Raw genomic sequence first — 24,859 nt, 5'->3', positions numbered from 1 at the left:
CCGAGTCCTTCCAGTTGTTGTCAGGATGAAAGTTTTGCCGCAACCGGGCAAGGAAAACTTCACGGGTAGGCGATTGCTCGAAATGCCGGGAAATCGGCGTAACGGGATTGCCGGGCCGCAAGGTCTTCATCGGGTTCAGCGCCGGGCTTCAACAGACATCCACGCGGAGCAATATAGCTGTCGATCCGACGATGCGGTCTGGGCCGCCACACAAGGTTGAACGCGCATAGCTTGGGGAAGAACCAGATTTCGGAATACTCCAGATGATCGTGCATCCACCACGCCAGATCCCGCCAATCCCTGCCCCGCGCATATTGATCCGCGAACCACGGGATGACGATGGATGCCCCGGCGATCCGCGCATCCCCTTCCCCGCGATCCCAGATATGGCATTCCAACGGATTATCGTTTCGGGCACAGTTCAGTTTGTTTTCATTGCCAAATCGGTTCAAGGACGATGAGCGGTAGCCCGACCTGACCGCGACCCGGCCAAATGTCTCTTCCAAAGGGTCAAGAAGGGTTTCGCAGAACGCGCGGCCTGTTTCGATCGCCAGATCCGGGTTGTCCGGAATATTCTGCACTTGGTGGAAATTCCCGATTTCCGAATACAGAAAATCGCGCATGAAGAAATGCCGGGACAGGCGGACGCGACCCAGGGTCTCAAGGCTCCACATGCTGCCCGGCTTACGCATCTTGCATCCTTTTATCCGATCAGGGTTTATTCCACCCCCAAGCCCTTCAGCCACTCCAGAATACCAGCAACGGCGGCATCGGTTTGACCCGGCGACATCAATCGCCCCGCGATAACATGTGAAGACGGATCGTCACCCGGCCCCATCGTCACCAGCCTGACCGTTGCCGGAGCGCCCCAGGCCTCGGCAACCTTGTGCGTCCGGTCCGGCCGCACAACCTGATCATCATCCGAAAACCAGAACAAGGCGGGTATCAGGGCCTCAGAGAAATCCAGCGCATAGACCGTATCCACAAGCACGGACATCGGCACGACGGCTTCCCACGGGTAAACCGACGTCCAGTACCTGTTCTTCTCTGGGTCCGGACCTGACACATCGCGTTCTTGCCCCATGAGAACGGGCAACCAACTTCTTGCCCATGGCAATGAAGGCACCCACGCCGCGACGGTATTCACACCAAAGTTCGGCGAGACGAAGACCATGCCAAGAACGTCCTGGCTCAGGTCGGCATCCAACGCAGCGGCCGCCGCCAGCGTTCCTCCGGTCGAGGTGGAAATCACGATCACCTTTTCCCCGACCGCGCGCGCCGCTGCCAGCCCTTCGGCAGTGTCCTGCATCCAGCCCGAGGCCGTACCCTCGGCCATCGCCGGCCCATCCCGACCGTGACCTTGCAACCGCGTGTAGACCAGATTGGCGCCCAAAGCGTCAGCCACCAGGTCAGGCACGGGGCGGATTTCCTCGGAACTTGCTGAAAAACCGTGGATGTACAGAACAGAATACGGCGTGCGCTGTTCCTTGTATCCGTCCTGCCAGATCACGCGCTTTTCGACACCCGGAACGATGTCATCATAGGCGGACTCGGTGCTTTCAAAATAAACCTGAACACCTTCACCAAATTTCCGAGAATCAAAAGTCGGGTGCAGGTTCACTTCCTCGCGCGGGCCGAACCAGTAGACCAGGCCGCCAAGAACAACCAGCGCCAGAAGAGCGCGCCCCAGAAACCAACCAAAGCGCCGCATCAGGCTTCTCCCAACACATCAAGAACCGCGGTCTCGATCAAACCCAGGCACTTCTCGTCCGAGAAGCGATGATCGGCCCCCTTGACCAACAGCAGCCGCATGTCAGGACCCGCAGCATGTTCCAGCAGCCGCACGGCTGTTTCGGTCGAAACGGCCGTGTCTGCGGTGCCTTGCAAGAACCGAACCGGGAACGGCAGATCCAGAGCGCCACGCAGAACCAAATTCTTGCGTCCGTCTTCGATCATTCGCTTGGTGATGATATAGGGTTCCATATAGTCGGACGGCAGCTCGACATGGCCGACAGCGTCCAGCGCAGCTTTTTGTTCGTCGCTGAACGAAGCCCAATACCCGTCCTCGGTGAAATCCGGCGCGGCGGCGATTGTGACCATGCCTGCAATTCGCTCGGGCATGACCTTGGCCAGCAGCAATGCCTGCCATCCCCCCATTGATGAGCCTACCACAATCAAAGGTCCGACCGTCAATGCCTTTACCGCAGCCAATGTGTCCTGATGCCAGTCACCGATACAGCCCTCGGTGAACGCGCCCGAGCTTTCGCCGTGGCCGGAATAATCGAACCGCAAGAACGATTGCCCCCGCGCCTGTGCCCAGGCTTCCAGATGCACGGCCTTGGTGCCTTCCATGTCCGATTTGAGCCCGCCCAGAAAAACGATGGTCGGTCCTGCCCCTTCGGTCTTGTGATAAGCCAGTCGCCGCCCCTGCGGCGTCTCCAGAAAATCCGTCGCTGCCATGAAATCCTCTTTCTCTTTAGGCAACATCATGCACGGCAGCACGATGGTCGCAATTCCGGAATTCGATTTCCCGTTGCGTCAGCTTCGCACCTTGCGACACTTGACAGTAATTGTTGCACCTGCCACATGGGCCGAACACACATAACCCGCAACCGGGCGTTCAGTGGGCGCCAAACCGACGAGGAGAGCCGATATGGCCCTGGATTCTCGATCCGTCTCTCTCACCTTTCCCGATGGCAATGCACGCACCTACGCCGCAGGCGTCACGCCCGCGCAGGTGGCAGCCGACATCTCAACCTCGCTGGCCAAAAAGGCCATCTCTGCTACTGTTGACGGCCAGCACTGGGACCTGCAATGGCCCATCGAATCCGACGCGCAGATCGCCATCCACACCATGAAGGATGAGGCCCAGGCCAATGAGCTGATCCGCCACGATCTGGCCCATATCATGGCGCGCGCGGTTCAGGAAATCTGGCCCGCCACCAAGGTCACCATCGGACCCGTCATCGAAAACGGCTGGTATTATGACTTCGACCGCGAAGAGCCGTTCACGCCGGAAGATCTCGGCCTCATCGAGAAAAAGATGAAAGAGATCATCAACAAGCGTGATCCCGTCACCACCGAGGTCTGGGACCGCGAGCGCGCGATCGAGTTCTACAAGGCCAACAACGAGCCCTACAAGGTCGAGCTGATCGAGGCCATTCCCGGCGACGAGCCGCTGCGCATGTACTGGCATGGGCACTGGCAGGATCTGTGCCGAGGTCCGCACCTGCAACATACCGGGCAGGTTCCGGGGGATGCGTTCAAGCTGATGTCCATCGCCGGCGCCTATTGGCGAGGCGACAGCGACCGTGCGATGTTGCAGCGTATCTATGGCGTGGCCTTCACCGGAAAGGAAAAGCTGAAAGCGCACCTGCATATGCTGGAAGAGGCCGCCAAGCGCGACCACCGCAAGCTGGGCCGCGAAATGGACCTGTTCCACATGCAGGAAGAGGCCCCCGGCCAGATTTTCTGGCACCCCAACGGCTGGACGATCTACACCCAGTTGCAGGACTACATGCGCCGTCAGCAGCGCAACGGCGGCTATGTCGAGGTCAACACGCCGCAGGTTGTAGACCGCAAACTGTGGGAAGCATCGGGCCATTGGGACAAGTATCAGGAAAACATGTTCATCGTCGAAGTGGACGAGGAACATGCCCGCGAAAAGGCGATCAACGCGCTCAAGCCGATGAACTGCCCCTGCCATGTGCAGATTTTCAATCAGGGCCTGAAATCCTATCGTGACCTGCCGCTGCGCATGGCCGAGTTCGGGTCTTGCAACCGCTATGAGCCGTCAGGTGCGCTGCACGGTATCATGCGTGTGCGCGGCTTTACCCAGGACGATGGGCACATCTTCTGCACCGAAGACCAGATCGAGTCAGAAACCGCAGAGTTCATCCGGTTCCTGTCCCGGATCTACAAGGATCTGGGATTCGAGAACTTCTCGGTCAAATTCTCGGATCGCCCCGAGAAGCGGTCGGGGTCGGATGAAGTCTGGGACAAAGCCGAAGCCGCGTTGCTCAGCGCGACACGTGCTGCCGGGATCGAGCCGGAGCTCAACCCCGGTGAAGGCGCCTTTTATGGTCCCAAGCTGGAATTTGTTCTGACGGATGCGATCGGTCGCGATTGGCAATGCGGCACGCATCAGGTTGACTTCGTGCTGCCCGAACGCCTTGAAGCCACCTATATCGGCGCTGACGGCGGCAAGCACCGCCCCGTCATGCTGCATCGCGCGACGCTGGGCTCGTTCGAGCGTTTCATCGGTATCCTGCTCGAAGAACACGCCGGCAAGCTGCCCTTCTGGCTTGCGCCTCGTCAGGTCGTGGTTGCGTCCATCACCTCCGATGCGGATGGCTATGTCGCCGAAGTGGTCGAAACGCTGCGCGCCGCCGGTGTGCGGGCCGAAGCCGACATTCGCAACGAAAAGATCAACTACAAGGTTCGTGAACACTCGGTCGGCAAAGTTCCGGTCATTCTGGCCGTCGGCCATCGCGAAGTTGAAGACCGCACCGTCAGTGTCCGGCGTCTGGGTGAAAAACAGACGCAGGTACAACCGCTTGACGTTGTAACAAACGAGCTGTCGCAGGCAGCCACCCCGCCGGATTTGCTGTAACAATCGGCAGCATATTGCTGGGAATCTGGCCCCCGAATTGGGGCCAGATTGAAACAATTCACTCTTTCTTCATCAAAAACAATGCATTACGCTGCAAGAGGGCACGCCGCCCTTTGACGTGCTTGTGAGACACGGGCTCGTGAATTCAACTCTGTCTACCAAGCTACTACCTTTGTCATTGTCACAAGCAGACATACCCAGTCATCAAGAGGATTACCGAGATGTCGAACACAGCCAAGTCCCTGGTTATCGCAACCGCAGTCGCAGCCGCCGTATCGGGCGCCGCAACCACTGCATCCGCTCAGGCGAAGGAAAAATGCTATGGCGTATCGCTGGCCGGTCAGAACGACTGCGCCGCAGGCCCCGGCACCACCTGCGCGGGCACCTCGACCGTTGATTATCAGGGCAACGCATGGACCCTGGTTGACGCAGGCACCTGCGCGGATATCGAACTGCCCGCACAGGCAGACGGCACCCCGCGCAAAGGCTCGCTGGAAGCCCTGGATCGCGATCTGCCTGCATAAGAACGGCTTGACGAATTCAGGGGCGGGCACCATCGCCCGCCCCTTCCCTTTCGTGATCAAGGAACTGACCCATGCTGGATAATGCCCACCGGTCGAACCGTCTGCCCGCAGCGCCGGGCGTTGGTTACAAGCCGCAACACTTCGCTCAGATACTTGAACACGCACAGCCCGTCGCATGGTTGGAAATCCATGCCGAGAACTACATGGGCGACGGCGGGCGGCCTCTGGCGCAGCTGCGCCACCTTTCCGAACAATTCCCGATCTCGGTCCATGGCGTCGGCCTGTCCATCGGCGGCGAAGGCGCGCTGGACCCTGATCACCTGGCCCGGCTGAAACATCTGGTGGGCTGGCTGAATCCCGCCAGCTTTTCCGAACACCTGGCCTGGTCCACACATGACACCCATTTCTACAACGACCTGCTGCCCTTGCCCTATACCGACGCAACACTGGCGCGCGTTTGCGATCATATCGATCAGGTTCAGGACACCGTCGGACGGCAGATGCTGTTGGAAAACCCCTCAAGCTATTTGGCCTTTGAAGAAAGCACCTGGTCCGAGCCGGACTTTCTGCGCGAAATTGCGCGTCGCACCGGATGTGGCTTGTTGCTGGATGTCAATAACGTCTTTGTCTCTGCCACCAATCTGGATTTCTCTCCTCAGGGTTACATCGATGCCTATCCATTGGAAAAAGTGGGGGAAATTCACCTTGGAGGTCATGACGAGGATGAAGACGATCACGGCCACCCGCTGCTGATCGACAGCCACGGGCGTGAAGTCGTCGATCCGGTCTGGGCGCTGTTGGACTACGTGCTGGAACGCACCGGGCCAAAACCCGTCCTGATCGAGTGGGACACGGACGTACCGGACTGGTCCATTTTGCGGGAAGAGGCCGTTCGCGCGCAGACCGCCCTGGAACGGATCCCGGCATGAGCGTTTCGCAATCTGAATTTCGCGCGGCCATAATGGATGCGTCAGCCCCTGTCCCCGAAGGTTTGCTGGACGCACAGGCGCAGCCAGCCGGTCGTCGGTTCAGCGTCTATCGCAACAATGTCGCCGTGTCCTTGACCGAGGCGATGCATCAGGCGTTCCCAGTCATCACCAAGTTGCTGGGGCCACAGAACATGGACGGGCTGGCCGGAATATTTCTGCGCCAGCACCCGCCTTCATCACCGCTGATGATGTTCTACGGTGAAGCCTTTCCCGAATTTCTGGCCGGAATGCAGCAGCTTTCCCATCTTGGTTACCTGCCGGATGTGGCGCGGCTGGAACTTGCGTTGCGCAAGTCGTACCACGCCGCCGACAGCCAACCCGCCCCGGCAGACGCGCTGGCCGTAGACCCCGAACAGGTCATGCGGGCCCGGCTGCGTTTTGCCCCGGCCATGCGGGTGGTACGGTCGGACTGGCCCATTCACGCGATCTGGCGTTTCAACACCGAAACCGACGCGCCGAAACCCGATGCGCGCGCCGAGGATGTTTTGATCACACGCCCGGAATTCGACCCGGTTGCCCAGTTGCTGCCCGCCGGCGGCGCCGATTGGATCACCCATATGCAAGGCGGCGACATGATCGGCGAAGCATTTGAAAAAACCGCTGCGGCGCAGCCGGAATTTGACCTTGGAACCACTCTGGCACTGCTTTTGCAGGGCGGTACAATAACTTCTGTGACTATCGAAAGGCTGGAGACATGACTGCCCTGATCTCACTTCACAACAATGTTCTGGGAAAAGTGGACCTGGCGTCCAACTGGCTTACACCCACGCTGGCGCGACTGGTCTTTGTCGCGGTTCTTCTGGTCTATTACTGGAACTCGGCGATGCTGAAGATCGACGGCTCGATCTTTTCACCTTCGGCCGGTGCCTTCGGTCAGATTTTCCCCAAAGCCGCCGAAGCCGTCCTTTACGACGTATCCCAAATGACGTTCTTTCAACGGGTCGTCATTTTCTTTGGCACGGTTGCAGAATTCGTCCTTCCCGCGCTGCTGCTGGTCGGTCTGTTCACCCGCCTGGCGGCCTTGGGTATGATCGGTTTCATCTGGGTGCAGACCCTGGTCGATGTCACCGGCCATGGCGTGAAGCTGGGCAGCCTGTTCGACACGGCGCCATCCATAATGGATCAGCGCACGATGTGGACATTCCTGATGCTGGTGATCGTGATCAACGGTGCGGGCCCCATCTCACTTGATCGGATCCTGCGTCTGAAATGACCTAGAAATGCGCTTTGGGCTGGTCCGGCTTGCCTGCCGCCAGCCCAAGCACCCCGGCAACCCCGGCAAACGCGATCGGGAACATGGTGAACACACCAAATCCGAATGCGTAATACATCGCCGCCGCTGAAATCAGCAGCAGGACCCCGGCAACAAGGGCGCGCGCGGGCGCCATCGCGCCCCCGGCAATGGCCAACAAAGGCGCAATGATCGACACAGCCTGAATCATGTCAGGGTTGTCCACCTGCCTCAGAACGCCGTCTATCTCGCCGACGTGATCGATGACGACCACCTTCGCATAGCCGAAAAACCCGACGATCATCCCGATCAGCCCGGCAATCACGCCCAAGATCATGGCGGCATTACGCATTGAACGTCCTCACTGTTGCTTGCAGGCACATAAGCATTCCTCAAGAAATGCCAAGCTGCGTGCGTGTTTCCGCGGTCCAGCCAAGAAACAGCTCTCCGCCTTTCTCGATCAACGGGCGCTTCATCAGGGTGGGATGTTGTTTCAAAAGCTCCAAAGGTGCTTTCGCGCGCTGGTTGTCATCCAATCCGCGCCATGTCGTTGACCTGGTGTTGAGCAAAGCATCGCCGAAGTCAGCAAGAGCCTGCGACAGCACAGCATCCGGCACGCCATCGCTGCGGACATCCACGAACTCTGCGTCTGGCAATGTTTTCAATGCTTTGCGACAGGTGTCACAGGTTTTCAACCCATAAAGGCGCATGTTTTTACTGCTCCTGCATTTGATTGCATTTTAGGCAAACTTGCCAGTTTCAGGCGGTTATTCTTGATTTTTTACTTCACCGTGCAATGTTGAAAAAGGCGAAACACACGAAACGGACTGTTCAGCAAGTGCCAAACAGTCGTTTTTGTGGTGACGCTGACCACAGCCCCCACCAATTTGTGGGACAATGCGCAAGTAGAAGGAGACACGGGACATGCCAACCGGCACCGTGAAATGGTTCAATACCACTAAAGGTTATGGTTTTATTGCCCCTGATGAAGGGGGCAAAGATGTGTTTGTACATATCTCGGCCGTAGAACGGTCCGGCCTCACCGGACTCGCAGACAATCAGAAAGTCTCGTACGAGTTGCAGGACGGACGCGACGGCCGACAAATGGCTGCGGAATTGAAGCCGTTGTAACGACATCCCCGCTGATCGCGGGATGGATCCATTAAGGTTGGCGGCCAATTTCCGGCCGTCAACCACCCCCTACCGGGCCTGTTCCATTACCCGCGCGCGGATTGTTCATTTGCGCGGCGCCTATGGTGTATATCCGCCGCGGTGGTGTCGGATACCCAAGGTTCCTGCGACCAGCCTCCAGCCCCGCCCGCGAACCGGATTTCCCAGGCTTTCATTGTGTGCTCGAGGCGGCGCTGGCACGTTGCGACGCCCATCGTTCCGATTTCAGGTCATCGTGCATGCGTCGCAAGAACCCACACACTGCCCAGGCGATGGGCCGCTTGGCATGACACTCCGAAGAAATTGGTGCGCGGCAATTAGAATTCTATTTGCGAATGATCTCTTCGAACTCGCGCCACTCCCGAGCCGTCATGCCCGAGCTTTCCTGCGTGACGTCCTCACCCGCCAGCATGCGGCGCAGGCTTTCAACCATCTGAGCCGAGAGGTTGACGGCCCCAAGACGGTAATCCTCGAAGGCTTTGTAGGCAAAGGGCACCCAGTCGGCGACGATCTTGCACATCGTATCAGCGTAAACTCGGATCTCATATTGAGCATGAGGGTCAGCGCGCAGCCGCAGAAAATGGAACAGGTTGTGCAGGTCCACCTTCCAATACCACTGCGTATAGATGTTTGCGGGCAGGTTCATCCGCGCCAATTCTCGTGCCAGCCCCTGCTGCCCGTCCTGGCTGATCATCGCCTCGTAATTGTCATAGCACCGGGCGCTGTCGGCCTTGAGGATGTCCAGAACACGCGCGGCCTCTTCACCTTCCAGAGCGGATCCACGGCCTTGATTGTTCACCTCTGATTGGGCGGCCACATGTTCGGGTGCGGGAATATAGAACTCACGATCCAGAATAGAATACCGCGCCGAGTATTCATTTACATTGGCCGTACGGTGCCGAATCCACTGCCGCGCCACGAAGACCGGCAGCTTTACATGCAGTTTGACCTCGCACATTTCGAAAGGGGTCGAATGCCAGTGCCGCATCAGGTACCGGATCAGACCTTCGTCATTCTGAACCGATTTGGTTCCCTTGCCATAAGACACCCGCGCGGCCTGACAGATGGCCGCATCATCGCCCATGTAATCAATCACGCGGACAAAGCCGTGATCCAGAACCTGATGCGCGGTGTACAGGTGATCTTCCATTCCCGCTGAAACGACGCGACGAGTGGGATGCGATTGCGCACGTTGCGCTTCGATCTCGGCCTGTTGGTCAGCGGACAGCGGCATCAAGTTTTCCTTTCTGGCAATGAGTCGCCCCCTACTATATCTCGCCAGCCGCAACATCGAAACCGCGATATATGCCGCAACCCACGCAAAATTCACTTCGCCAGACCCGGCGACCTCGACACATCAGGTCGGCGCGCTAAGCTCTTTGCAAACTGAGTCGAAAAGGATGGCCAAAATGGCGCTGACATATCTTCACACCATGGTCCGCGTGAAGGATCTGGAAAAATCCATGGCGTTTTACAAGCTTCTGGGCCTGAAGGAAACACGCCGCTATGACAGTGAAGCCGGGCGGTTTTCTCTGATATTCATGGCGCCTCCGGAGCAGGAGGATGCGCCGATCGAGCTGACCTACAACTGGGACGGTGATGACGGCCTTCCCAGCGACAGCCGCCATTTCGGTCACCTCGCATACGGCGTCGACAACATCTACGAGGTTTGCCAGCACCTTCAGGACAATGGCGTCACGATCAATCGCCCTCCGCGTGACGGTCGCATGGCCTTTGTACGCTCACCCGACAATATCTCGATCGAGCTTTTGCAAAACGGCGATGCGTTGGAGCCGAAGGAACCCTGGGCCAGCATGGAAAGCGTTGGCCACTGGTGATCCGGTGGGTCATAACGCTTGGGTTGGCCGCGCTGGCCAGCCCGATCAAGGCCGAGACGTGTCGTCTGGCCCTTGCACTGGCCATGGACATTTCAGTGTCGGTCGATGAGGCCGAGGACTTGCTGCAACGGCAGGGTTTGGCGGCTGCGCTGATCGCACCCGAAGTGCAGGAGGCTTTTTTCTCCTCTCCTATGCCGGTTGCTTTGGCTGTTTACGAATGGAGCGGTCGCTCCACGCAGCACGTCATTTTGAATTGGTTGCTGATAGAAGATGTTGCCGACCTGCTTTTCGCCTCCGGTCAGATAAGTGCCTCTGTGAGATCAGATACCGGATCAGCGACAGCCATGGGCTATGCCCTGGCTTACGGGTCAACCTTGATGAACCAGGCACCCGACTGCTTGTTTCAAACGATTGACCTGTCCGGAGATGGTTCAAACAACGATGGCTATGGACCGCAGATAGCCTATCGTCACTTCGCTTTTCAGAATGTGGTGGTCAATGGCCTCGTGATCAACGCGGCTGATTTTGAAGGCGAACTTTTTCTTATCCCGTTTTTTGAAAACAACGTCCTGTATGGTCCCGGTGCCTTTTTGGAGGTCGCTCAGGGGTTCGAAGATTTCGAACGGGCCATGCGGAAAAAGCTGAAACGGGAATTGAGTGGTTTGCAGATTGGTGCACTTGATGAAGACCCGCAATAAATCCGCGCCGGAGTGCTGCTTTTGCGGGCCTGTTCTCTGGACCGGCATTTGAACAAGGCCGCCAGGCCTGTACATCAATGCAGGACGGGTTTGGTTCTGCGCGACGCACAACCCCGGTCAGTAGATGTATCGGATCTGGTCGGTCCAATATCGCTCCACCCGGCGCAGCGACGTGGTGATGTCTTCGATACCTTCCAACTCCAACACGCCCCTGCTTTGCAATCCTTCGGCGTGACGCGCAAACAGGTCGGACACGATATTGCGGATTTCCCTGCCTCGTGGTGTCAGACGCACACGGACAGAGCGGCGGTCAATCTCGCATCTCTGGTGGTGCATATACCCCATCTCAACCAGCTTCTTGAGGTTGTAGCTGACATTGCTGCCCTGATAGTAGCCGCGGCTTTTCAGCTCACCTGCCGTCACTTCGTGATCGCCGATATTGAACAGCAGCAACGCCTGAACCGCGTTGATTTCCAGCACGCCGACGCGCTCGAATTCATCCTTGATGACGTCCAGCAGCAACCGGTGCAGCCGCTCCACCAGGGCCAGCGCCTCAAGATAGCTGGTCATGAACCCCTTGGCTTCCAGCCCGGAGACCTGCATTTCCATACTCATCCGACCCTCCGATTCAGTCGTGCTGTTTGAGACACGATGACCTGAAAGTCCGAAAAATCGGTTAAGCCGGTTTTTTTCTTATTTCTGAAAGGTCTGCGCGATGTTTGAAATCAAACTGGCAAACTGCGCCGGCGGCTGCACCTGACCTGTGACCCATTGATAAAGGTCCTGATCGTTTTCGTGCAGCAGCGCGTCAAAGACATCCAGCCCGGCGGCATCCATATCGGCCAGGTTGCGATCGGCATAAGCGGACAGGATGATGTCCATCTCTTTGATCCCGCGCCGCATGGATCGCATTTTCATTCGCTTGATGCGTACGTCCCGGGGTTCACTCAATTCTTCTGCTCCAGCATCAGACGCATTTTCTTTTCCAGTCGCGCCGCACGTTCAGCGCAAACCCGCATCTCTCCTCGGATGGCGCGCAGTTCGGCCACCGCGGTCGACAGTTCCATTCCACCTTCGCCCTCTTCCACCGGGGCATCCATGCCTTCGCCCTCACCGGTCAGCAGCCACATGATCGAGACATTGACCAGCCCCGCCATCATCGACAACCGGTTCGCACGCGGTTCGGACAGATCGTTTTCCCAATCGACAATCGTCGTCTTCTTGACGCCAAGGCGGCGCGCCAGCTCTGCCTGGGTCATTCCGGCCGCTTCGCGCGCGCCCGCCAAACGGTCCCCGAATGTCGCAGACTCAGGTCCATACCAGTCTTTTTTATCATTCATCGGGGTCTCCAATTCACATTGTCCATTCGGCTTGATCGTCATTCCGGCGCACCCTATGACAGTCGGGTTGAACATACAAACCGAGGCCATCCATGAGTTTCCTGTCTGCGACACTGTCACGCGTCAAACCATCGCCCACGATCGCCATGACAGCCAAGGCCGCCGAGTTGAAAGCCGCCGGGCGCGACGTGATCGGCCTGAGCGCGGGTGAGCCGGATTTCGACACCCCCCAAAACATCAAAGACGCTGCTGTTGCAGCGATTGCAGCGGGTAAAACAAAATACACTGCTCCAGATGGCATTCCGGAACTGAAGCAGGCGGTTTGCGCCAAGATGAAGCGCGATCACGGGCTTGAGTACACGCCCGCGCAGATCTCGGTTGGAACGGGCGGCAAGCAGACGCTGTACAACGCCTTGATGGCAACAATGAATGACGGTGACGAGGTGATCATCCCCGCGCCATATTGGGTAAGCTACCCCGACATGGTTTTGCTGGCAGGTGGAACGCCGGTTGTTGTTGAAACGACGCTGGCCAACAGCTTCAAGCTGACGGCAGAACAACTGGAAGCCGCCATCACCCCAAGGACAAAGTGGTTCATCTTCAACTCGCCCTCGAACCCGACAGGCGCAGGGTACAGCCGGGATGAGCTCAAGGCCCTCACCGATGTTCTGATGCGCCATCCGCATGTCTGGATCATGTCGGACGACATGTATGAACACCTGGCCTATGACGGGTTTGAATTCTGCACGCCTGCCGAGGTGGAGCCCGGCCTGTATGACAGGACGCTCACCTGCAACGGTGTTTCGAAAGCCTACGCCATGACCGGCTGGCGCATCGGTTATGCGGCCGGTCCGGTTGAACTCATCTCGGCGATGCGCAAGATCCAGTCGCAATCCACCTCGAACCCCTGCTCGATCAGCCAGTGGGCGGCGGTGGAAGCGCTGAACGGAACACAGGATTTTCTGGCGCCGAACAATGAAACGTTCAAACGCCGCCGTGATCTGGTGGTGCGCATGTTGGACGAGATTGATGGCATAACCTGCCCGACACCCGAGGGCGCGTTTTATGTCTACCCCTCGATCGCCGGGCTGATTGGCAAAACGACACCCGCGGGAACCGTCATCGAAAACGATGAAGCCTTTGCCACGGCCCTGCTGGAAGAGGCGGATGTCGCCGTCGTGTTTGGCGCGGCCTTCGGCCTGTCACCCAACTTCCGGGTCAGCTATGCGACGTCCGATGCAGCCCTGACCGAAGCTTGCGCTCGTATACAGCGCTTTTGTGCATCTCTGAGGTAAACATGTCTGCCGACCTGCCCGAATATTATTTTCGCATCCGTGAAAACGGGGCCGCGGTGTTTCGGATCGATACGGAAAACCGCCAGCGCCGGATCGAGATGGACCAGATCGCCGTCATCAACATCCGCAACGGTGAGGTCAAGCCGCACGGCCAACGGGTTTTGTCCGAACGGGATCAGGCAGAGATCGCCCAATGGATGGACGAGCGCCGGGCCGTACTGGCCCAGCGCGACATCGACGACATTCACCGCGCTGTCGACTATCTGAATCTGACAACGCAATGGGCGCAGTCCAAGGCAAGCGACGAACAGCTTGAGGATGTAACCGACAGGTTGCTGATGGCGATGCACGATCTGCGCACGGTTCTGGTTCGGAAAAAGGCCGACCGGTTGAGCAAAGACTAGGCAGGTTCCGCCGGCGCCTGCATCTGCCGCACCGAATGCATCCAGAACCGGGCCATCAGCAGCACCGCCGCGAAAGCCAGGCCAAGCACCAGCCCTAGCCAGACACCGATGCCGTCCATCTGACGGACGAAGCCGAAATAGTAGGACGCCGGAATTCCCACCACCCAATAGCTGAGCGCCGCCATAACCATCGGTATCTTGGCATCCTGCAAACCACGCAGCAGTCCCAGCGCAATCACCTGCGCCCCGTCGACCAGTTGGAACAGGGCAGCCATGGCCAGCAATCCTGTCCCGATTGCCAGAATTTGTCCGCGCTGCGGATCATCGGCCTCCATGAACAGGGAAATCAGCGGCTCGGCATATGTCAGGAACAGGATGACGGTCACGACGGACATGACCAGCGACATGCCCGTCACGGCAATCGCACCTTTTTCCAGATGCGCCTTGTCCCGGCGGCCCAACGCGTTGCCGGCCCGGATGGTGGCCGCATTTGACAGCCCCAAATGTACCATGAATGTGGCCGAAGCCAGATTCAGGGCGATCCCGTGCGCGGCCAGCGGGACCTGACCCAGCCAGCCCATCATCACGGCGGATGTTGCAAACAGCGACACCTCGGCCAGGGTGGTCAGGCCAATGGGCACGCCCAGTTTCCACACGCTGATGAACATTTCCCAATCCGGACGCCAGAAGCGCTGGAACAGGCTGTGTTCCGGCAAGGTCCGGACCACATAGACGACAACCGCGACCAGAGAAACGACCTGCGTCGCGATCGAAGCGATCGCAGCGCCCATCACGCCCAGTTCCGGCGCGCCCCAATTGCCAAAGATCAGCGCATAGTTGGTAAACCCGTTCACAACCGCCGCCGTAACCGTGATCCACAGCACGATCTGAGTTCGCTCCAGAGCCGCAAGGTAGGATTTCAACACCATCACGATGAGCGCCGGAAACAACCCCCAACCGGCAATGCGCAAATATTCCGACGCGGTTTCAGCGATATGCGGCTCTTGTTTCATGGCGATCAGGATCGGATAGGACCACCACAACAACGGCATGACCACCGCAGCGTATAGCAGCGACAACCACAGCCCCATGCGGGTCGAGCGGCGAATGCTGGTTTCGTCCCCTTCTGCCGCTGCGGTGGCAACCATCGGCATGACGGCCCAGCCAAACCCGGCACCAAACAAAAACAGAACGAAATAATAGCTGCTGGCCAGGGTAACCGCCGCCAGCGCCTCGACCCCGTACCAGCCCAGCATGATCGTGTCGGTCAGGCCGATGGCAAACTGCGCCAGATGACCACCGATCAACGGCAGGCCAAGCACGGCAATTGCCCGAAAGTGGGCCGGATATGTCATCACTTTTGTCATTGCCCCAGCCATATGCGCGGGCTTGGCGCGAGACAAGAGACGATCGCTAAAATGTCAACATGATACTTCGGTGCCCGCTTGCGCAGTCCAGGCGGGCACCGGCGTGATTAACGAGCGTCCGGATGCAGTGCTGTACCCAGAATATGCTCGGAGCGGTGAATCACGTGATGCGCCTGCCCCACGATCAACGGATCGGGCTCACCCACAATGTCGTGATCCTTGCCCGGGTAGTCCAGCGTCGACAGGAAATGGCGCATACAATTCAGCCGCGCGCGTTTCTTGTCATTCGACTTGATGATCGTCCACGGCGCGTCCGCGGTATCGGTGTAAAAGAACATGGCCTCTTTTGCTTCGGTATAATCGTCCCACTTGCTGAGGCTGGCCTTGTCAATCGGTGACAATTTCCACTGTTTCAGAGGATCCGTCTCGCGACTTTTGAAACGACGCTGCTGTTCTTCCTGCGTGACTGAGAACCAGTATTTGTAAAGCTGGATGCCCGAACGTACCAGCATCCGCTCCAACTCTGGCGTCTGCCGCATGAATTCCAGATATTCATTGGGAGAGCAGAAGCCCATCACCCGCTCGACACCGGCGCGGTTGTACCAGGACCGGTCGTAGAACACCATTTCGCCAACTGTTGGCAGTTCCTGAATATAGCGCTGGTAATACCACTGCCCCTTTTCTTCCCAAGTGGGTTTATTCAAGGCCACGACTCGGGCCTGACGTGGATTGAGGTGCTCCATAAACCGCTTTATCGTACCGCCCTTGCCGGCAGCATCGCGCCCTTCGAACAGCAGAACGAAACGCTGCCCGGTTTCCTGCGCCCACAACTGAACCTTCAGCAACTCTGCCTGAAGCTTGGCCTTCTGTTCTTCGTACACCGACCGCGCCATCTTGCGGCCATAGGGGTACTTGCCGCTTTCAAACGCCTGCCGGATCTTTTCAGGGCTGGGCTCTGCGACCTCTGCAACCGGCGTCGGCCTGGTCTTGACCTGAGTTGAATTTGTTTCGACCCGAGCAATGGCTTCCATGAAATCTTTCCTTTTCTGTTGTCCCGGAAAGGAGCTAGCAGAAAGGCCAAGGATGCGCTTTGATTGGGGTCAAATTGATGCCTCAAAAACCCATGAATTCCGCACTGGATGCAAGGTTCCGATACAAACGCCGTTTTTCAAGCTGTGCCCGAGCGGCCATTGCCTGAATCCTCAATAGGATCGTCTAATCGACCTCGGCCAACATGGCCAAGGCTGGCGCCCGTTTGGCGCACCGGATCGCTGATCCCCTTGTTTCACGCTTCATCTATGCCCCCAATCGTCAGGGTTGTCAGAGTTGTTGGGCGACAGACCCAATTCGTCGCCTTCCGTCGAACATCCCAGCCCCAGAACCGTGCGGTTCGCATAAGAGAAGTACGAACAGACCTGATTGATCTCGAGGATTTCTCCATCATCCCACCCTGCCGTGCGCAGCGCCGTCACATCCGCTTCGACCAGATCGCCCGGATCCTCGGTCAGCTTGCGCGCATAGGCCATGGCCGCCACCTGCGCTGCATCCAATGGCGCGGCGGCCGGATCGCGGGCTTCGATCGCCGCCCTGATCGCGTTTCCCCGTTCTTCGTTGCCCAGCAACCGCTGCAACCCTGCGAAATGGTGTTCGACGCAATATCCGCATCGGTTCAGAGAGCTGACCCACACGCCCAGCACCTCGAGAAACCATTTCGGTATCTTGTTGCCCGAGTGATGCAGCACCGCCTTGTAGATCGCCATGTGCCCTTCCATCGAATGCGGACGCAACGAATGCGCCATCATGATATTGTCCACATTGTTGCCCGGGCCCGTGACGCGGTCATAGAGTTTCTTCAGCCTGCCTGTGGCCTGCTCGAATGGGATGGTTCTGATCCAGCTCATTTGGCTTCCTGTTGACGTGATTGCCTGTCCTTCAAAGACTAGAAGCGCTTTGAGCCCGAGGCGAGACGAATTCGACACCCCGTCAGAAAGAACCCGGACCAGCACAGACCGCAATTCGAACATCGGCTCGGTTTCCCGAAACACCAACACGGCAAGTCCAGTTTAAGCCCTGCGAGCATCCGCCCTAAACCATCAGCCGTTCGGCACCCCGGTCAGATTGGGCTAGACGCCCTCTATCTCCATGGTGCGGAACTCATTCTTCAGCCAATTGTGTCGGGCACACATCGGTCTTGTGAAATGCTGACGTATCAATTTGCTCATGGCCTTCTGGATCAGCACCGAAGTTGTTGCCGGGTATACTTCGGTTGTAAACAGCGACACCGTGCGAACGAAGTTGCTGCCGGGAAAGGGCATGGCCTTTACGCTGTTGTGAAACCTCTGCGTTCGGTGAAAGCACGCCGCTGTCGTGATTGCCCAGCCACTGCCCTGCGCGACCAGGCCGATGATGGATTGGTTGCACTCCAGTTCAAACCGGTTGGGCAGGCTGAACTTGCTTCGGGACAGTTGAGTTTCAATCTGCTTGCCGATCACATAGTCACGCGAATACCTCAACAATGGCAGGTCGGCATCCGGGTTGAACAGCTCGTCCGGGGACCCTTCGAACTTATTGGGAACCACGACGATGAAGGGGTCTCTCATCAACGGATATTCGATCAGCCCCTCGGTACGGCCCAGCGGTCGTGTGGCGACGCCCACATCAAGCTTGTGTTCCTGAAGTTTGGCAAGAATTTCGTGGCTTGGGCGCGTGAAATGCCGGAAATTGCACCGCGGCAGAGCCTGCGCCAGAAAACGAACAAGATCGGGCGCGATCTGGTTGTCGAAATCATCGATCAAAGCCAGCCGCAGATCCGTCGCATGCTGCCAGTTTCCCGTTCGTATCTCGGCCTCACCGCGTTTCAACACAGTCAGACCCTCACGCACATAGCGGGCAAACACCTCGCCCGCCGGCGTCAGGCCCATCGGGCGACGCCCATGGTCGACCAATTCAATCCCCAACGCGCGTTCAAGGCTGCGCAGGTGGTTCGAAACCGTGCTGATCGACAAGTCTGTTTCTGATGCGACTTGCTGAATCGATCCGGATTTGGCGATCAGCTGAAACACTTCCAGCCATCGAAGACTCAGAGATTTGGACACGGTAACCGACCATTGTTTCGATTTGTTCGAAACTAGCGAAGCAAAGTTTTGCCCATGCGGCAATGAAGAAGTTGATCGAAAGGGTCGATTCTAGGCTTTCATTCGCACAAAATCAGGGTCGTACGGGCTTGGGCTGATAACCGTCGCACCAATCCGTTTCCCGCAGCTGTCCAGCTCCATTTCGCGGCCAAGCTGCGCCAGTGACGGATGAATGAAAGCGTGCGCCAGATTCAGCTCCGTGCGATACCCCCATTCGCCCGACGTGATGGTGCCAACGACAGTATCATCCTGCATCAGTGATGCGCCGGGATGCGCCGGGCCAAGGGTTGAATCGATGCGCAAGGGGACCAGCATGCGTCGCGGTCCTTCCGACTTCCGTCTCAACAGGGCATCACGCCCCACGAAGGCGCCCTTGTCCAGTCGGACGAACCGATCCAGCCCGGTTTCAAAAGGATCAAATTCGGTGATCAGATCAGCTTTCCAGTGCAAAAAGCTCTTCTCCATGCGCATGGATTCAACGGCCCTGGCACCGAACAGTTTCAGCCCATGCGTTTCGCCGGCCTCGCGCAAGGCAAGATAGGCCGCATAAAGCGAGGCGTTTGGAACATGGATTTCATAGGCCAGCTCGCCCGAGTAACTCAGGTTCATGACCGTGGCCGGAGCAATACCGACAAAGCACTCGCGCACGCTGAGCCACGGGAATGCATCTGCCGACCAATCTCCTCTGGCGCAGGCTGACAAGACAGAACGCGACTTCGGGCCAGCCAGAACCAGAATGGTTTGATCATTTGTCAGGCTGCGCAACTGAACGTCCTCATCGATGCGCAGATGCAAGCGCAACCAATCCATGTCGTGAAACTCGCTCGCCGCGGCGGAACCATACCAAACGCGGGCCGGCCCCCTGTCGCAGGCGGGCAGATTGGCAATCGTCGCTTCTGCCTTGATCATACCCTGGTGATTCAACAGGTATCCCAACCCGACACGCCCCTCACGCCGAGGCACAAGCCCGCAAAACAACCGATCCAGGAATGCGTGCCTGTCCGATCCCGTGATCTCGATGCGGTTGAACCCGTTTACCTCTGCAAGCCCGACGCCGGTTCGAATGCTTTCGACTTCGGCGGCCACCAAATCGAAGGTTTCGTCAAAATCGAAACTGAGCGTCGGCGAGAAATCGGGATCGGGTTTGAAATAGTCCACCCTTTCCCATCCGTTGACCACAGTGAACTCGGCCCCTTCGGATGCCAGAACAGGCGTCAGAGGTGTCGTTTTGGCGGGTCGGCCCGCGGGGCGATGTTCATGCGGAAAGTGGAACCTGAATTCGTTCCGATAATCTTCAATCGCCTTGAGCGCGGTGAGTTCCACATTGGCATGACCCGAAAACCTCCGCGGGTCGAGGCACCACGTGTCATAACATGCCTCACCATGAACGATCTGCTGTGCCAGCAACCATCCGTGACCGCCCCCTTCACCCAGCCCGGCCCGCAGCCCAATGATGCAGTACGCGTTGCGCTTGCCCGGGATCGGACCGACCAATGGGGCGCCATCAATGGTATAGGTGATCGGTCCGTTGACCACGGTGTGGATACCAACCTCCATCAAGGCGGGCATGCGCGCAAAGGCCCCTTCCAGCACATCGGTCACGCGGTCCAGATCATCCGGGCACAATGCGTTCACGAAGTTCGGATCGATCCCGTCCATACCCCAGGTTTTGCATCCCTGCTCGTAGAACCCAAGCAACAGGCCGTTCTTTTCCTGCCGGCAATAGTAATCGCTGATCGGACAGCGCAGCAGCGGCATCCGGTGTCCGGCATCCCGGATGGCCTCGATTTCTTCGGTCAGGAAATACTGATGTTCCATGGACGACACGGGATGATGAACACCCATCATCGCGCCGACTTCGTTGACCCTGTAGCCGCAGGCGTTGACGACGACATCACAGTCGATATCCCCGTGCTCGGTATGCACGGTCCAGGTGTCATCGCTGTGCTGTGTCAGCGCGGTCACCGGCGTATTTCGATACACCTCGGCACCCGCCTTGCGTGCCCGGCGCGCAAGGGCCTGGCACAATTGCGCCGGATCGATGTCGCCGTCCAGCGGATCCCAAAGCCCACCGATGAGATTGTCGGTCGAAATCAACGGGTGTCTCCGGGCACATTCATCCGCGTCTATCACCTCGAAATGCACGTCCATTCCCCGCGCCATGGACGCAAAGTGACGATAGCCCTGCATCTGCCCTTCGGTGTTGGCCAGACGGATCCCACCGTCTGCGTGGTGATAGTTGATCGGGTAATCCGGATCGTCGGCCAGTTCCTTGTACAGACGGATCGAATGAGATTTCAGGCCGACCATCGTCTGGTTCATGCCGAAATTGGTGACCTGCGCCGCCGAATGCCATGTCGTGCCCGAGGTCAGCTCATTCCGTTCGACCAAAACCACATCGGTCCACCCTTGCCGGGTCAGGTGGTAGAGCGTCGAACATCCGGCGATCCCGCCCCCTATCACAACGGCTCTGGTACGCGACTTCATGGCATTGCTCCTTCAACTTCGGCACCAGTCTTGCTGAATAACGGGATGGGCAGACAACAGGGCAGATGCGGGTGCCGGAAAATCGAAACCGCGATTTCGGATTCTGAAAACGGCACTTCTTCTTTGATACCGGGACAACTTGGGTCCTACGGTGCAGGAAAACGCAAGGTGACGAAAACACATGCCATCCGACAGCATCAAACGAAGCGGACGCAAAGCACGGCATGCGCAGCGTGCGGCCAAACCCGTCATTGATCCTTGCCCCCCCGGTCAGAAAGGCGGGGCATTCAAGCCCTTGAGCCTATCGGAAATCGAGAAAATCTATGACACGGCGCTGCGTTTGCTGGAAGAGCTGGGGATGGGAGACGTGCCGGACAGGCTGGCGATCGACCTCAGGGCGGCGGGTGCCCAGGATCGGGCACAGAACCGCCTGGTTTTTCCCCGTTCAATGGTTAAACAGGCCATCGCCTCGGCCGCGAAGAGCTTTACCTTTCATGGCCGGGATGAAAAACGATCCATCGAGGTGGGTGGCGACCGCGTGTATTTTGGCACCGGCGGTGCTGCGGTTCAGACCCTTGATATCAACAGTGGGCTTTATCGCCCCTCCACCCTGGCCGATCTGCATGATTTCACCCGGCTACAGGACACGCTGGCCAATGTCAGTTGGTTCACCCGATGCTGCGTGGCAACCGATGTCCCGGATGTGTTCGATCTGGACGTCAACACCGTTTACGCTTTGGTACGCAACACAACCAAGCCAATGGCAACGTCTTTCACGTTGGCGGAACATGTCGGCCCGATCGTCGAGATGCTGGACATCGTCGCCGGAGGGGTCGAGGAATTCGCCAAACGCCCCTTCCTGAAAGCGCATATAAGTCCGATCATTTCGCCAATGCGATACGGCGAGGATGCCGTGGACGTAGTTTATGAATGCATCGCCCATAACATTCCGATGTCCTGCATCACGGCCGCGCAGGCGGGCGCAACCGCCCCGGCAACTCTGGCCGGATTTCTGGCGCAATCACTGGCCGAAACACTGGCCAGTCTCGTGATGGTCAATGCGATCAAACCTGGCTTTCCGATGGTCTTTTCCAACTGGCCCTTCATCGTGGATCTCAGGACCGGCTCATTCGCAGGGGGCAGCGGCGAGACCGCAATCCTGAATGCGGCGTCGGCGCAAATCACGAACTGGCTGGGTTTGCCGTCGGGCGTGGCCGCTTCGATGGCCGATGCCAAGGCCATCGACGCCCAGCATGGGGCAGAAAAAGGCATCACGTCGCTGGCGGCAGCGCTGGCAGGAGGCAATCTGATCTATGAAAGCTCGGGGATGACGGCATCTCTGCTTGGGGTCAGCTTCGAGGCCTTCGTTCTGGACAACGAAATGCACTCGCACACCTATCGTGTCTTGCGCGGGATCGAGGTCACCGAAGCGAATCTTGGCTTTGACGCCATATGCCATTCGGTTCTGGGCGATGGGCATTTTCTGGGCAGCGAGCAAACCTATGAAGCCATGGAACGAGACTATTTCTATCCGAAACTCGCCGATCGCCAGGAGCCCCGCACCTGGCAAACCGATGGCGCGATGGATGCGTGGTCATCCGCACGGCGCTTCGCTCAAGAGGTGTTGAGCACGCATTACCCCGAATATCTCACCCCTGAACAAGACGCCGAAATCCGCCGGCGTTTTCATATCCTGTCTTGAAGAGCGGCGGGCATTTCCAGCCCGGTCCTGAACCGTTAGGGTCACTGAGGAAACTTGCAGAGGATGGGGCATCATGGCCGATTCATTTTTTCAACCGGTGTCCGCCATGGAACTGGCCCGATTTGCCGGCATTCCCGCATTCATGCGCCTGCCCATGCTGGATCTGGCGCACGAACGAATCTCGGAGGTCGAACTGGGCATCGTCGGTATCCCTTGGGACGGCGGAACTACAAATCGCCCCGGCGCCCGGCATGGTCCGCGGCAATTAAGAGATTATTCCACCATGATCAGGGCGATGAACCCGGTTACGGGTGTGGCACCGTTTTCAATGGTGAACTGCGCAGATCTAGGAGACGTCGCCCCCAATCCCGTCGACATAGAAGACACGCTGGATCGGGTCACGCGTTTCTACACGGATCTTCAAGCCCGCAACATCACACCATTGACCGCCGGAGGGGATCACCTGACCACCCTGCCCGTCCTGCGAGCCCTGGCCGCTTCGGGTCCGGTTGGTCTGATCCAGTTCGACAGTCACACGGACTTGTTCGACACTTATTTCGGAGGTCACAAATTCACCCACGGCACCCCGTTCCGCCGAGCGGTCGAGGAAGGGTTGGTGGACCCGAAGCGTTTTGTACAAGTCGGGATTCGCGGCACGGCCTACAACACTGAAGATATCGAATGGGGCGAGGCGCAGGGCATCCGCATCATCCGTATCGAAGAACTGTTCGACAGGGGCATGGACGACGTCATTAACGAGGTACGCGATATCGTTGGCATGCAGCCGACCTATTGCACCTATGACATCGATTTTGTCGATCCAACTTACGCCCCCGGCACAGGAACACCTGAAATCGGCGGGCCCAACAGCTTTCAGGCCCAGCAGGTCATTCGCAGGATGTCCGGTCTGAACCTTGTTGGCGCCGATCTTGTCGAAGTGTCACCGCCATTCGACCCCCAAGGCGGGACGGCGTGGCTTGGCATCTCGCTGATGTTCGAGTTGCTGTGTGTTCTGGCACAGGCGATCGACGCGCGGCGCTAGGCCCGCGCGACGTTCTCGGCGATCATCGAAATCATCTCGAACATCACGGCCGCCGCCGTCAGCGCGGTGATGTTGTTGGGGCTGTCCTTGGTGGGCATCATGCAGACCACATCGCCGCCGACGATGTTCAATCCGCGCGCCGCGCGCAGGATGCCGACCGCCTCATCGATGTCAAACCCCTTCTCACCCGGTTCCAGATTGGACACGGCCGGCGCGACGGTTGGGTCAAGACAGTCCAGATCGAAAGTGATGTAAACCGGGCGGTCACCCAAAACCTCTTTGGTCTGCGCGACCACATCGGCCAACCCGCGCTGTCGGAACTCTCGCATTGTGACGATATTGTACCCGTAGTCATAAGACGGTTGCAGCCAGTCCAGGCTGCGTGGATGGCCCCGCAGACCGATCTGCATCGACCGGGTTGGATCCACCTGCCCCTGATCGGCCAGATAGGCCCCCCAGTGAGCCGCTGATTTCTTGGCACCAAGAAAGTGATCAACCTTGGTGAAGACATCCGTATGCGCGTCCAGATGCAGAAAGCTGACCGGCTGCCCGCCTGCAAGCTTGCCGCCACCCAGGGCCTGAACAATGCCACCGGTGATGGAATGGTCGCCTCCGACGGAAACGGGGCGCGCTCCGGCCGCGTCTATGGTCTTGTAGAATTCAGTGATGCGTTCGATGCAGTCTTCGTTGTCGTTGGCCTTTGGAAAAGGCACATCACCAACATCGGCGATCCGCGCACTCTGCCAAGGATCAATTTCAAAGACCGAATGCACCCTGCGTTGTACGGCCGAGACATGCCGCAACGCGCGTGGTCCCAGGTGCTGGTCCCTTTCGGTCGTGCCGTTGCCCGTCGAATGCGGCACGCCCGCCAGTGCGATATCCTGCCCTTCGGGCCCGACATTGGGACACCGGAACAGTGTGGGCACGCCCCACCAATACAGGTTGTCCATCATCGATTGTTCATACGGGTCGGTCATGATTTCCTCGGATCAAAGAAAAGCGCCCCCGATCAGAACCGGGGGCGCT

The 24,859-nt window shown here is 58.2% G+C and carries 27 protein-coding genes; 12 read left to right on the top strand and 15 right to left on the bottom strand.

The window, feature by feature from the left end:
• Window positions 1-59: 59 nt before the first annotated feature.
• From ACR0A2_RS00580 to ACR0A2_RS00570, 3 genes are read right to left on the bottom strand one after another with little or no spacing between them, the layout of a single operon-like run.
• Window positions 60-674 (bottom strand): hypothetical protein, encoded by a 615-nt coding sequence (locus ACR0A2_RS00580; protein WP_425079043.1) that lies wholly within the window; start codon window positions 672-674, stop codon window positions 60-62.
• Between the two features lie 44 nt (window positions 675-718).
• A complete protein-coding gene (locus tag ACR0A2_RS00575; RefSeq protein ID WP_480833721.1) occupies window positions 719-1,711 on the bottom strand; it encodes an alpha/beta hydrolase in 993 nt (330 codons plus the stop codon).
• Complete coding sequence (locus ACR0A2_RS00570; protein WP_480834445.1) at window positions 1,711-2,460, bottom strand: alpha/beta fold hydrolase; 750 nt, start codon at window positions 2,458-2,460, stop codon at window positions 1,711-1,713. The genes ACR0A2_RS00575 and ACR0A2_RS00570 overlap by 1 nt, the downstream gene beginning before the upstream one ends.
• A 193-nt stretch (window positions 2,461-2,653) precedes the next feature.
• Here ACR0A2_RS00570 and thrS point away from each other — a divergent pair, with 193 nt between their 5' ends.
• From thrS to ACR0A2_RS00545, 5 genes are all read left to right on the top strand, one after another.
• Entirely contained in the window at window positions 2,654-4,612 is a 1,959-nt protein-coding gene (gene thrS / locus ACR0A2_RS00565) for a threonine--tRNA ligase (RefSeq protein ID WP_480833720.1), read from the top strand.
• 221 nt (window positions 4,613-4,833) lie between these two features.
• Complete coding sequence (locus tag ACR0A2_RS00560) at window positions 4,834-5,136, top strand: BufA1 family periplasmic bufferin-type metallophore (protein ID WP_152458482.1); 303 nt, start codon at window positions 4,834-4,836, stop codon at window positions 5,134-5,136.
• Between the two features lie 71 nt (window positions 5,137-5,207).
• On the top strand, window positions 5,208-6,065 hold the full coding sequence (bufB, locus tag ACR0A2_RS00555; protein ID WP_171639220.1) for an MNIO family bufferin maturase: 858 nt from the start codon (window positions 5,208-5,210) through the stop codon (window positions 6,063-6,065).
• Window positions 6,062-6,823 carry an HvfC/BufC family peptide modification chaperone gene (locus ACR0A2_RS00550; protein WP_480833719.1) on the top strand — a complete coding sequence of 254 codons (762 nt, stop codon included), beginning with the start codon at window positions 6,062-6,064 and terminating at the stop codon, window positions 6,821-6,823. Before bufB ends, ACR0A2_RS00550 begins: the two co-directional genes overlap by 4 nt.
• Window positions 6,820-7,338, top strand: coding sequence for a DoxX family protein (locus tag ACR0A2_RS00545; protein ID WP_480833718.1), 519 nt, complete (start codon window positions 6,820-6,822; stop codon window positions 7,336-7,338). The genes ACR0A2_RS00550 and ACR0A2_RS00545 overlap by 4 nt, the downstream gene beginning before the upstream one ends.
• Window position 7,339: 1 nt before the next feature.
• On the opposite strand, the gene ACR0A2_RS00540 is transcribed toward ACR0A2_RS00545, so the two are convergent.
• Together ACR0A2_RS00540 and ACR0A2_RS00535 are read right to left on the bottom strand one after the other, a co-directional pair.
• Window positions 7,340-7,708: a hypothetical protein gene (locus tag ACR0A2_RS00540; protein ID WP_480833717.1), complete on the bottom strand. Its 369-nt coding sequence runs from the start codon at window positions 7,706-7,708 to the stop codon at window positions 7,340-7,342.
• A gap of 40 nt (window positions 7,709-7,748) precedes the next feature.
• Window positions 7,749-8,066: an ArsC/Spx/MgsR family protein gene (locus ACR0A2_RS00535; RefSeq protein WP_171228027.1), complete on the bottom strand. Its 318-nt coding sequence runs from the start codon at window positions 8,064-8,066 to the stop codon at window positions 7,749-7,751.
• Between the two features lie 214 nt (window positions 8,067-8,280).
• Here ACR0A2_RS00535 and ACR0A2_RS00530 point away from each other — a divergent pair, with 214 nt between their 5' ends.
• Window positions 8,281-8,487: a cold-shock protein gene (locus ACR0A2_RS00530; protein ID WP_152458488.1), complete on the top strand. Its 207-nt coding sequence runs from the start codon at window positions 8,281-8,283 to the stop codon at window positions 8,485-8,487.
• Between the two features lie 364 nt (window positions 8,488-8,851).
• Here ACR0A2_RS00530 and thyX read toward each other — a convergent pair whose 3' ends face one another.
• Window positions 8,852-9,760, bottom strand: a complete 909-nt coding sequence (gene thyX, locus ACR0A2_RS00525; RefSeq protein WP_480833716.1) for an FAD-dependent thymidylate synthase — start codon at window positions 9,758-9,760, stop codon at window positions 8,852-8,854.
• Window positions 9,761-9,935: 175 nt separating this feature from the next.
• On the opposite strand from thyX, the gene ACR0A2_RS00520 reads away from it, so the two are divergent.
• Window positions 9,936-10,364 carry a VOC family protein gene (locus tag ACR0A2_RS00520; RefSeq protein ID WP_171639216.1) on the top strand — a complete coding sequence of 143 codons (429 nt, stop codon included), beginning with the start codon at window positions 9,936-9,938 and terminating at the stop codon, window positions 10,362-10,364.
• Window positions 10,361-11,062 (top strand): DUF1194 domain-containing protein, encoded by a 702-nt coding sequence (locus ACR0A2_RS00515; protein WP_480833715.1) that lies wholly within the window; start codon window positions 10,361-10,363, stop codon window positions 11,060-11,062. The genes ACR0A2_RS00520 and ACR0A2_RS00515 overlap by 4 nt, the downstream gene beginning before the upstream one ends.
• Before the next feature lie 117 nt (window positions 11,063-11,179).
• Here the strand turns inward: ACR0A2_RS00515 and ACR0A2_RS00510 are convergent, their stop codons facing one another.
• From ACR0A2_RS00510 to ACR0A2_RS00500, 3 genes are all read right to left on the bottom strand, one after another.
• A complete protein-coding gene (locus ACR0A2_RS00510; protein ID WP_371807722.1) occupies window positions 11,180-11,677 on the bottom strand; it encodes a MarR family winged helix-turn-helix transcriptional regulator in 498 nt (165 codons plus the stop codon).
• A 78-nt stretch (window positions 11,678-11,755) separates the two neighbouring features.
• Window positions 11,756-11,980, bottom strand: a complete 225-nt coding sequence (locus tag ACR0A2_RS00505) for a succinate dehydrogenase assembly factor 2 (RefSeq protein ID WP_170344713.1) — start codon at window positions 11,978-11,980, stop codon at window positions 11,756-11,758.
• A 29-nt stretch (window positions 11,981-12,009) separates the two neighbouring features.
• Entirely contained in the window at window positions 12,010-12,402 is a 393-nt protein-coding gene (locus ACR0A2_RS00500) for a helix-turn-helix domain-containing protein (RefSeq protein WP_480833714.1), read from the bottom strand.
• A gap of 92 nt (window positions 12,403-12,494) precedes the next feature.
• Here ACR0A2_RS00500 and ACR0A2_RS00495 point away from each other — a divergent pair, with 92 nt between their 5' ends.
• Together ACR0A2_RS00495 and ACR0A2_RS00490 are read left to right on the top strand one after the other, a co-directional pair.
• Window positions 12,495-13,697, top strand: coding sequence for a pyridoxal phosphate-dependent aminotransferase (locus ACR0A2_RS00495; protein WP_480833713.1), 1,203 nt, complete (start codon window positions 12,495-12,497; stop codon window positions 13,695-13,697).
• Between the two features lie 2 nt (window positions 13,698-13,699).
• Window positions 13,700-14,101, top strand: coding sequence for a hypothetical protein (locus tag ACR0A2_RS00490; protein WP_170343830.1), 402 nt, complete (start codon window positions 13,700-13,702; stop codon window positions 14,099-14,101).
• Here the strand turns inward: ACR0A2_RS00490 and ACR0A2_RS00485 are convergent.
• The 5 genes from ACR0A2_RS00485 to ACR0A2_RS00465 form a co-directional block, all read right to left on the bottom strand.
• Complete coding sequence (locus tag ACR0A2_RS00485) at window positions 14,098-15,468, bottom strand: MATE family efflux transporter (RefSeq protein WP_480833712.1); 1,371 nt, start codon at window positions 15,466-15,468, stop codon at window positions 14,098-14,100. The two genes, ACR0A2_RS00490 and ACR0A2_RS00485, sit on opposite strands and share 4 nt — an antisense overlap.
• Before the next feature lie 107 nt (window positions 15,469-15,575).
• The gene (ppk2, locus tag ACR0A2_RS00480) at window positions 15,576-16,499 is read right to left on the bottom strand and encodes a polyphosphate kinase 2 (protein ID WP_171205518.1); all 924 of its coding nucleotides are present in this window, start codon (window positions 16,497-16,499) and stop codon (window positions 15,576-15,578) included.
• Between the two features lie 261 nt (window positions 16,500-16,760).
• Window positions 16,761-17,369 carry a carboxymuconolactone decarboxylase family protein gene (locus tag ACR0A2_RS00475; protein WP_480445550.1) on the bottom strand — a complete coding sequence of 203 codons (609 nt, stop codon included), beginning with the start codon at window positions 17,367-17,369 and terminating at the stop codon, window positions 16,761-16,763.
• Window positions 17,370-17,591: 222 nt separating this feature from the next.
• Window positions 17,592-18,563 carry a LysR family transcriptional regulator gene (locus ACR0A2_RS00470; protein WP_480833711.1) on the bottom strand — a complete coding sequence of 324 codons (972 nt, stop codon included), beginning with the start codon at window positions 18,561-18,563 and terminating at the stop codon, window positions 17,592-17,594.
• 90 nt (window positions 18,564-18,653) lie between these two features.
• Window positions 18,654-21,089, bottom strand: a complete 2,436-nt coding sequence (locus ACR0A2_RS00465) for a GcvT family protein (protein ID WP_480833710.1) — start codon at window positions 21,087-21,089, stop codon at window positions 18,654-18,656.
• A gap of 181 nt (window positions 21,090-21,270) precedes the next feature.
• On the opposite strand from ACR0A2_RS00465, the gene ACR0A2_RS00460 reads away from it, so the two are divergent.
• Window positions 21,271-22,791, top strand: a complete 1,521-nt coding sequence (locus tag ACR0A2_RS00460) for a trimethylamine methyltransferase family protein (protein ID WP_480833709.1) — start codon at window positions 21,271-21,273, stop codon at window positions 22,789-22,791.
• Window positions 22,792-22,864: 73 nt separating this feature from the next.
• A complete protein-coding gene (locus tag ACR0A2_RS00455) occupies window positions 22,865-23,833 on the top strand; it encodes an agmatinase (protein WP_480833708.1) in 969 nt (322 codons plus the stop codon).
• On the opposite strand, the gene ACR0A2_RS00450 is transcribed toward ACR0A2_RS00455, so the two are convergent.
• Entirely contained in the window at window positions 23,830-24,810 is a 981-nt protein-coding gene (locus tag ACR0A2_RS00450) for an arginase family protein (protein WP_480833707.1), read from the bottom strand. The genes ACR0A2_RS00455 and ACR0A2_RS00450 overlap by 4 nt on opposite strands.
• Window positions 24,811-24,859: the final 49 nt, after the last annotated feature.

The sequence above is a fragment of the Ruegeria sp. H8 genome (assembly GCF_056532905.1).
This window is presented reverse-complemented; position numbering and strand designations above follow the sequence as displayed.

Bases quoted from the DNA above. Each gene is read 5' to 3' on its own strand.
- ACR0A2_RS00455 (WP_480833708.1), top strand. From the start codon at position 22,865: ATGGCCGATTCATTTTTTCAACCGGTGTCCGCCATGGAACTGGCCCGA.
- ACR0A2_RS00490 (WP_170343830.1), top strand. From the start codon at position 13,700: ATGTCTGCCGACCTGCCCGAATATTATTTTCGCATCCGTGAAAACGGG.
- ACR0A2_RS00550 (WP_480833719.1), top strand. From the start codon at position 6,062: ATGAGCGTTTCGCAATCTGAATTTCGCGCGGCCATAATGGATGCGTCA.
- ACR0A2_RS00540 (WP_480833717.1), bottom strand. From the start codon at position 7,708: ATGCGTAATGCCGCCATGATCTTGGGCGTGATTGCCGGGCTGATCGGG.
- ACR0A2_RS00475 (WP_480445550.1), bottom strand. From the start codon at position 17,369: ATGAGCTGGATCAGAACCATCCCATTCGAGCAGGCCACAGGCAGGCTG.
- ppk2 (WP_171205518.1), bottom strand. From the start codon at position 16,499: ATGGAAGCCATTGCTCGGGTCGAAACAAATTCAACTCAGGTCAAGACC.
- ACR0A2_RS00495 (WP_480833713.1), top strand. From the start codon at position 12,495: ATGAGTTTCCTGTCTGCGACACTGTCACGCGTCAAACCATCGCCCACG.
- ACR0A2_RS00580 (WP_425079043.1), bottom strand. From the start codon at position 674: ATGTGGAGCCTTGAGACCCTGGGTCGCGTCCGCCTGTCCCGGCATTTC.
- ACR0A2_RS00460 (WP_480833709.1), top strand. From the start codon at position 21,271: ATGCCATCCGACAGCATCAAACGAAGCGGACGCAAAGCACGGCATGCG.
- ACR0A2_RS00505 (WP_170344713.1), bottom strand. From the start codon at position 11,980: ATGAAAATGCGATCCATGCGGCGCGGGATCAAAGAGATGGACATCATC.
- ACR0A2_RS00545 (WP_480833718.1), top strand. From the start codon at position 6,820: ATGACTGCCCTGATCTCACTTCACAACAATGTTCTGGGAAAAGTGGAC.
- ACR0A2_RS00450 (WP_480833707.1), bottom strand. From the start codon at position 24,810: ATGACCGACCCGTATGAACAATCGATGATGGACAACCTGTATTGGTGG.
- thyX (WP_480833716.1), bottom strand. From the start codon at position 9,760: ATGCCGCTGTCCGCTGACCAACAGGCCGAGATCGAAGCGCAACGTGCG.
- ACR0A2_RS00520 (WP_171639216.1), top strand. From the start codon at position 9,936: ATGGCGCTGACATATCTTCACACCATGGTCCGCGTGAAGGATCTGGAA.
- ACR0A2_RS00570 (WP_480834445.1), bottom strand. From the start codon at position 2,460: ATGGCAGCGACGGATTTTCTGGAGACGCCGCAGGGGCGGCGACTGGCT.
- ACR0A2_RS00530 (WP_152458488.1), top strand. From the start codon at position 8,281: ATGCCAACCGGCACCGTGAAATGGTTCAATACCACTAAAGGTTATGGT.
- ACR0A2_RS00575 (WP_480833721.1), bottom strand. From the start codon at position 1,711: ATGCGGCGCTTTGGTTGGTTTCTGGGGCGCGCTCTTCTGGCGCTGGTT.
- thrS (WP_480833720.1), top strand. From the start codon at position 2,654: ATGGCCCTGGATTCTCGATCCGTCTCTCTCACCTTTCCCGATGGCAAT.
- ACR0A2_RS00560 (WP_152458482.1), top strand. From the start codon at position 4,834: ATGTCGAACACAGCCAAGTCCCTGGTTATCGCAACCGCAGTCGCAGCC.
- ACR0A2_RS00465 (WP_480833710.1), bottom strand. From the start codon at position 21,089: ATGAAGTCGCGTACCAGAGCCGTTGTGATAGGGGGCGGGATCGCCGGA.
- ACR0A2_RS00485 (WP_480833712.1), bottom strand. From the start codon at position 15,468: ATGACAAAAGTGATGACATATCCGGCCCACTTTCGGGCAATTGCCGTG.
- bufB (WP_171639220.1), top strand. From the start codon at position 5,208: ATGCTGGATAATGCCCACCGGTCGAACCGTCTGCCCGCAGCGCCGGGC.
- ACR0A2_RS00510 (WP_371807722.1), bottom strand. From the start codon at position 11,677: ATGAGTATGGAAATGCAGGTCTCCGGGCTGGAAGCCAAGGGGTTCATG.
- ACR0A2_RS00500 (WP_480833714.1), bottom strand. From the start codon at position 12,402: ATGAATGATAAAAAAGACTGGTATGGACCTGAGTCTGCGACATTCGGG.
- ACR0A2_RS00535 (WP_171228027.1), bottom strand. From the start codon at position 8,066: ATGCGCCTTTATGGGTTGAAAACCTGTGACACCTGTCGCAAAGCATTG.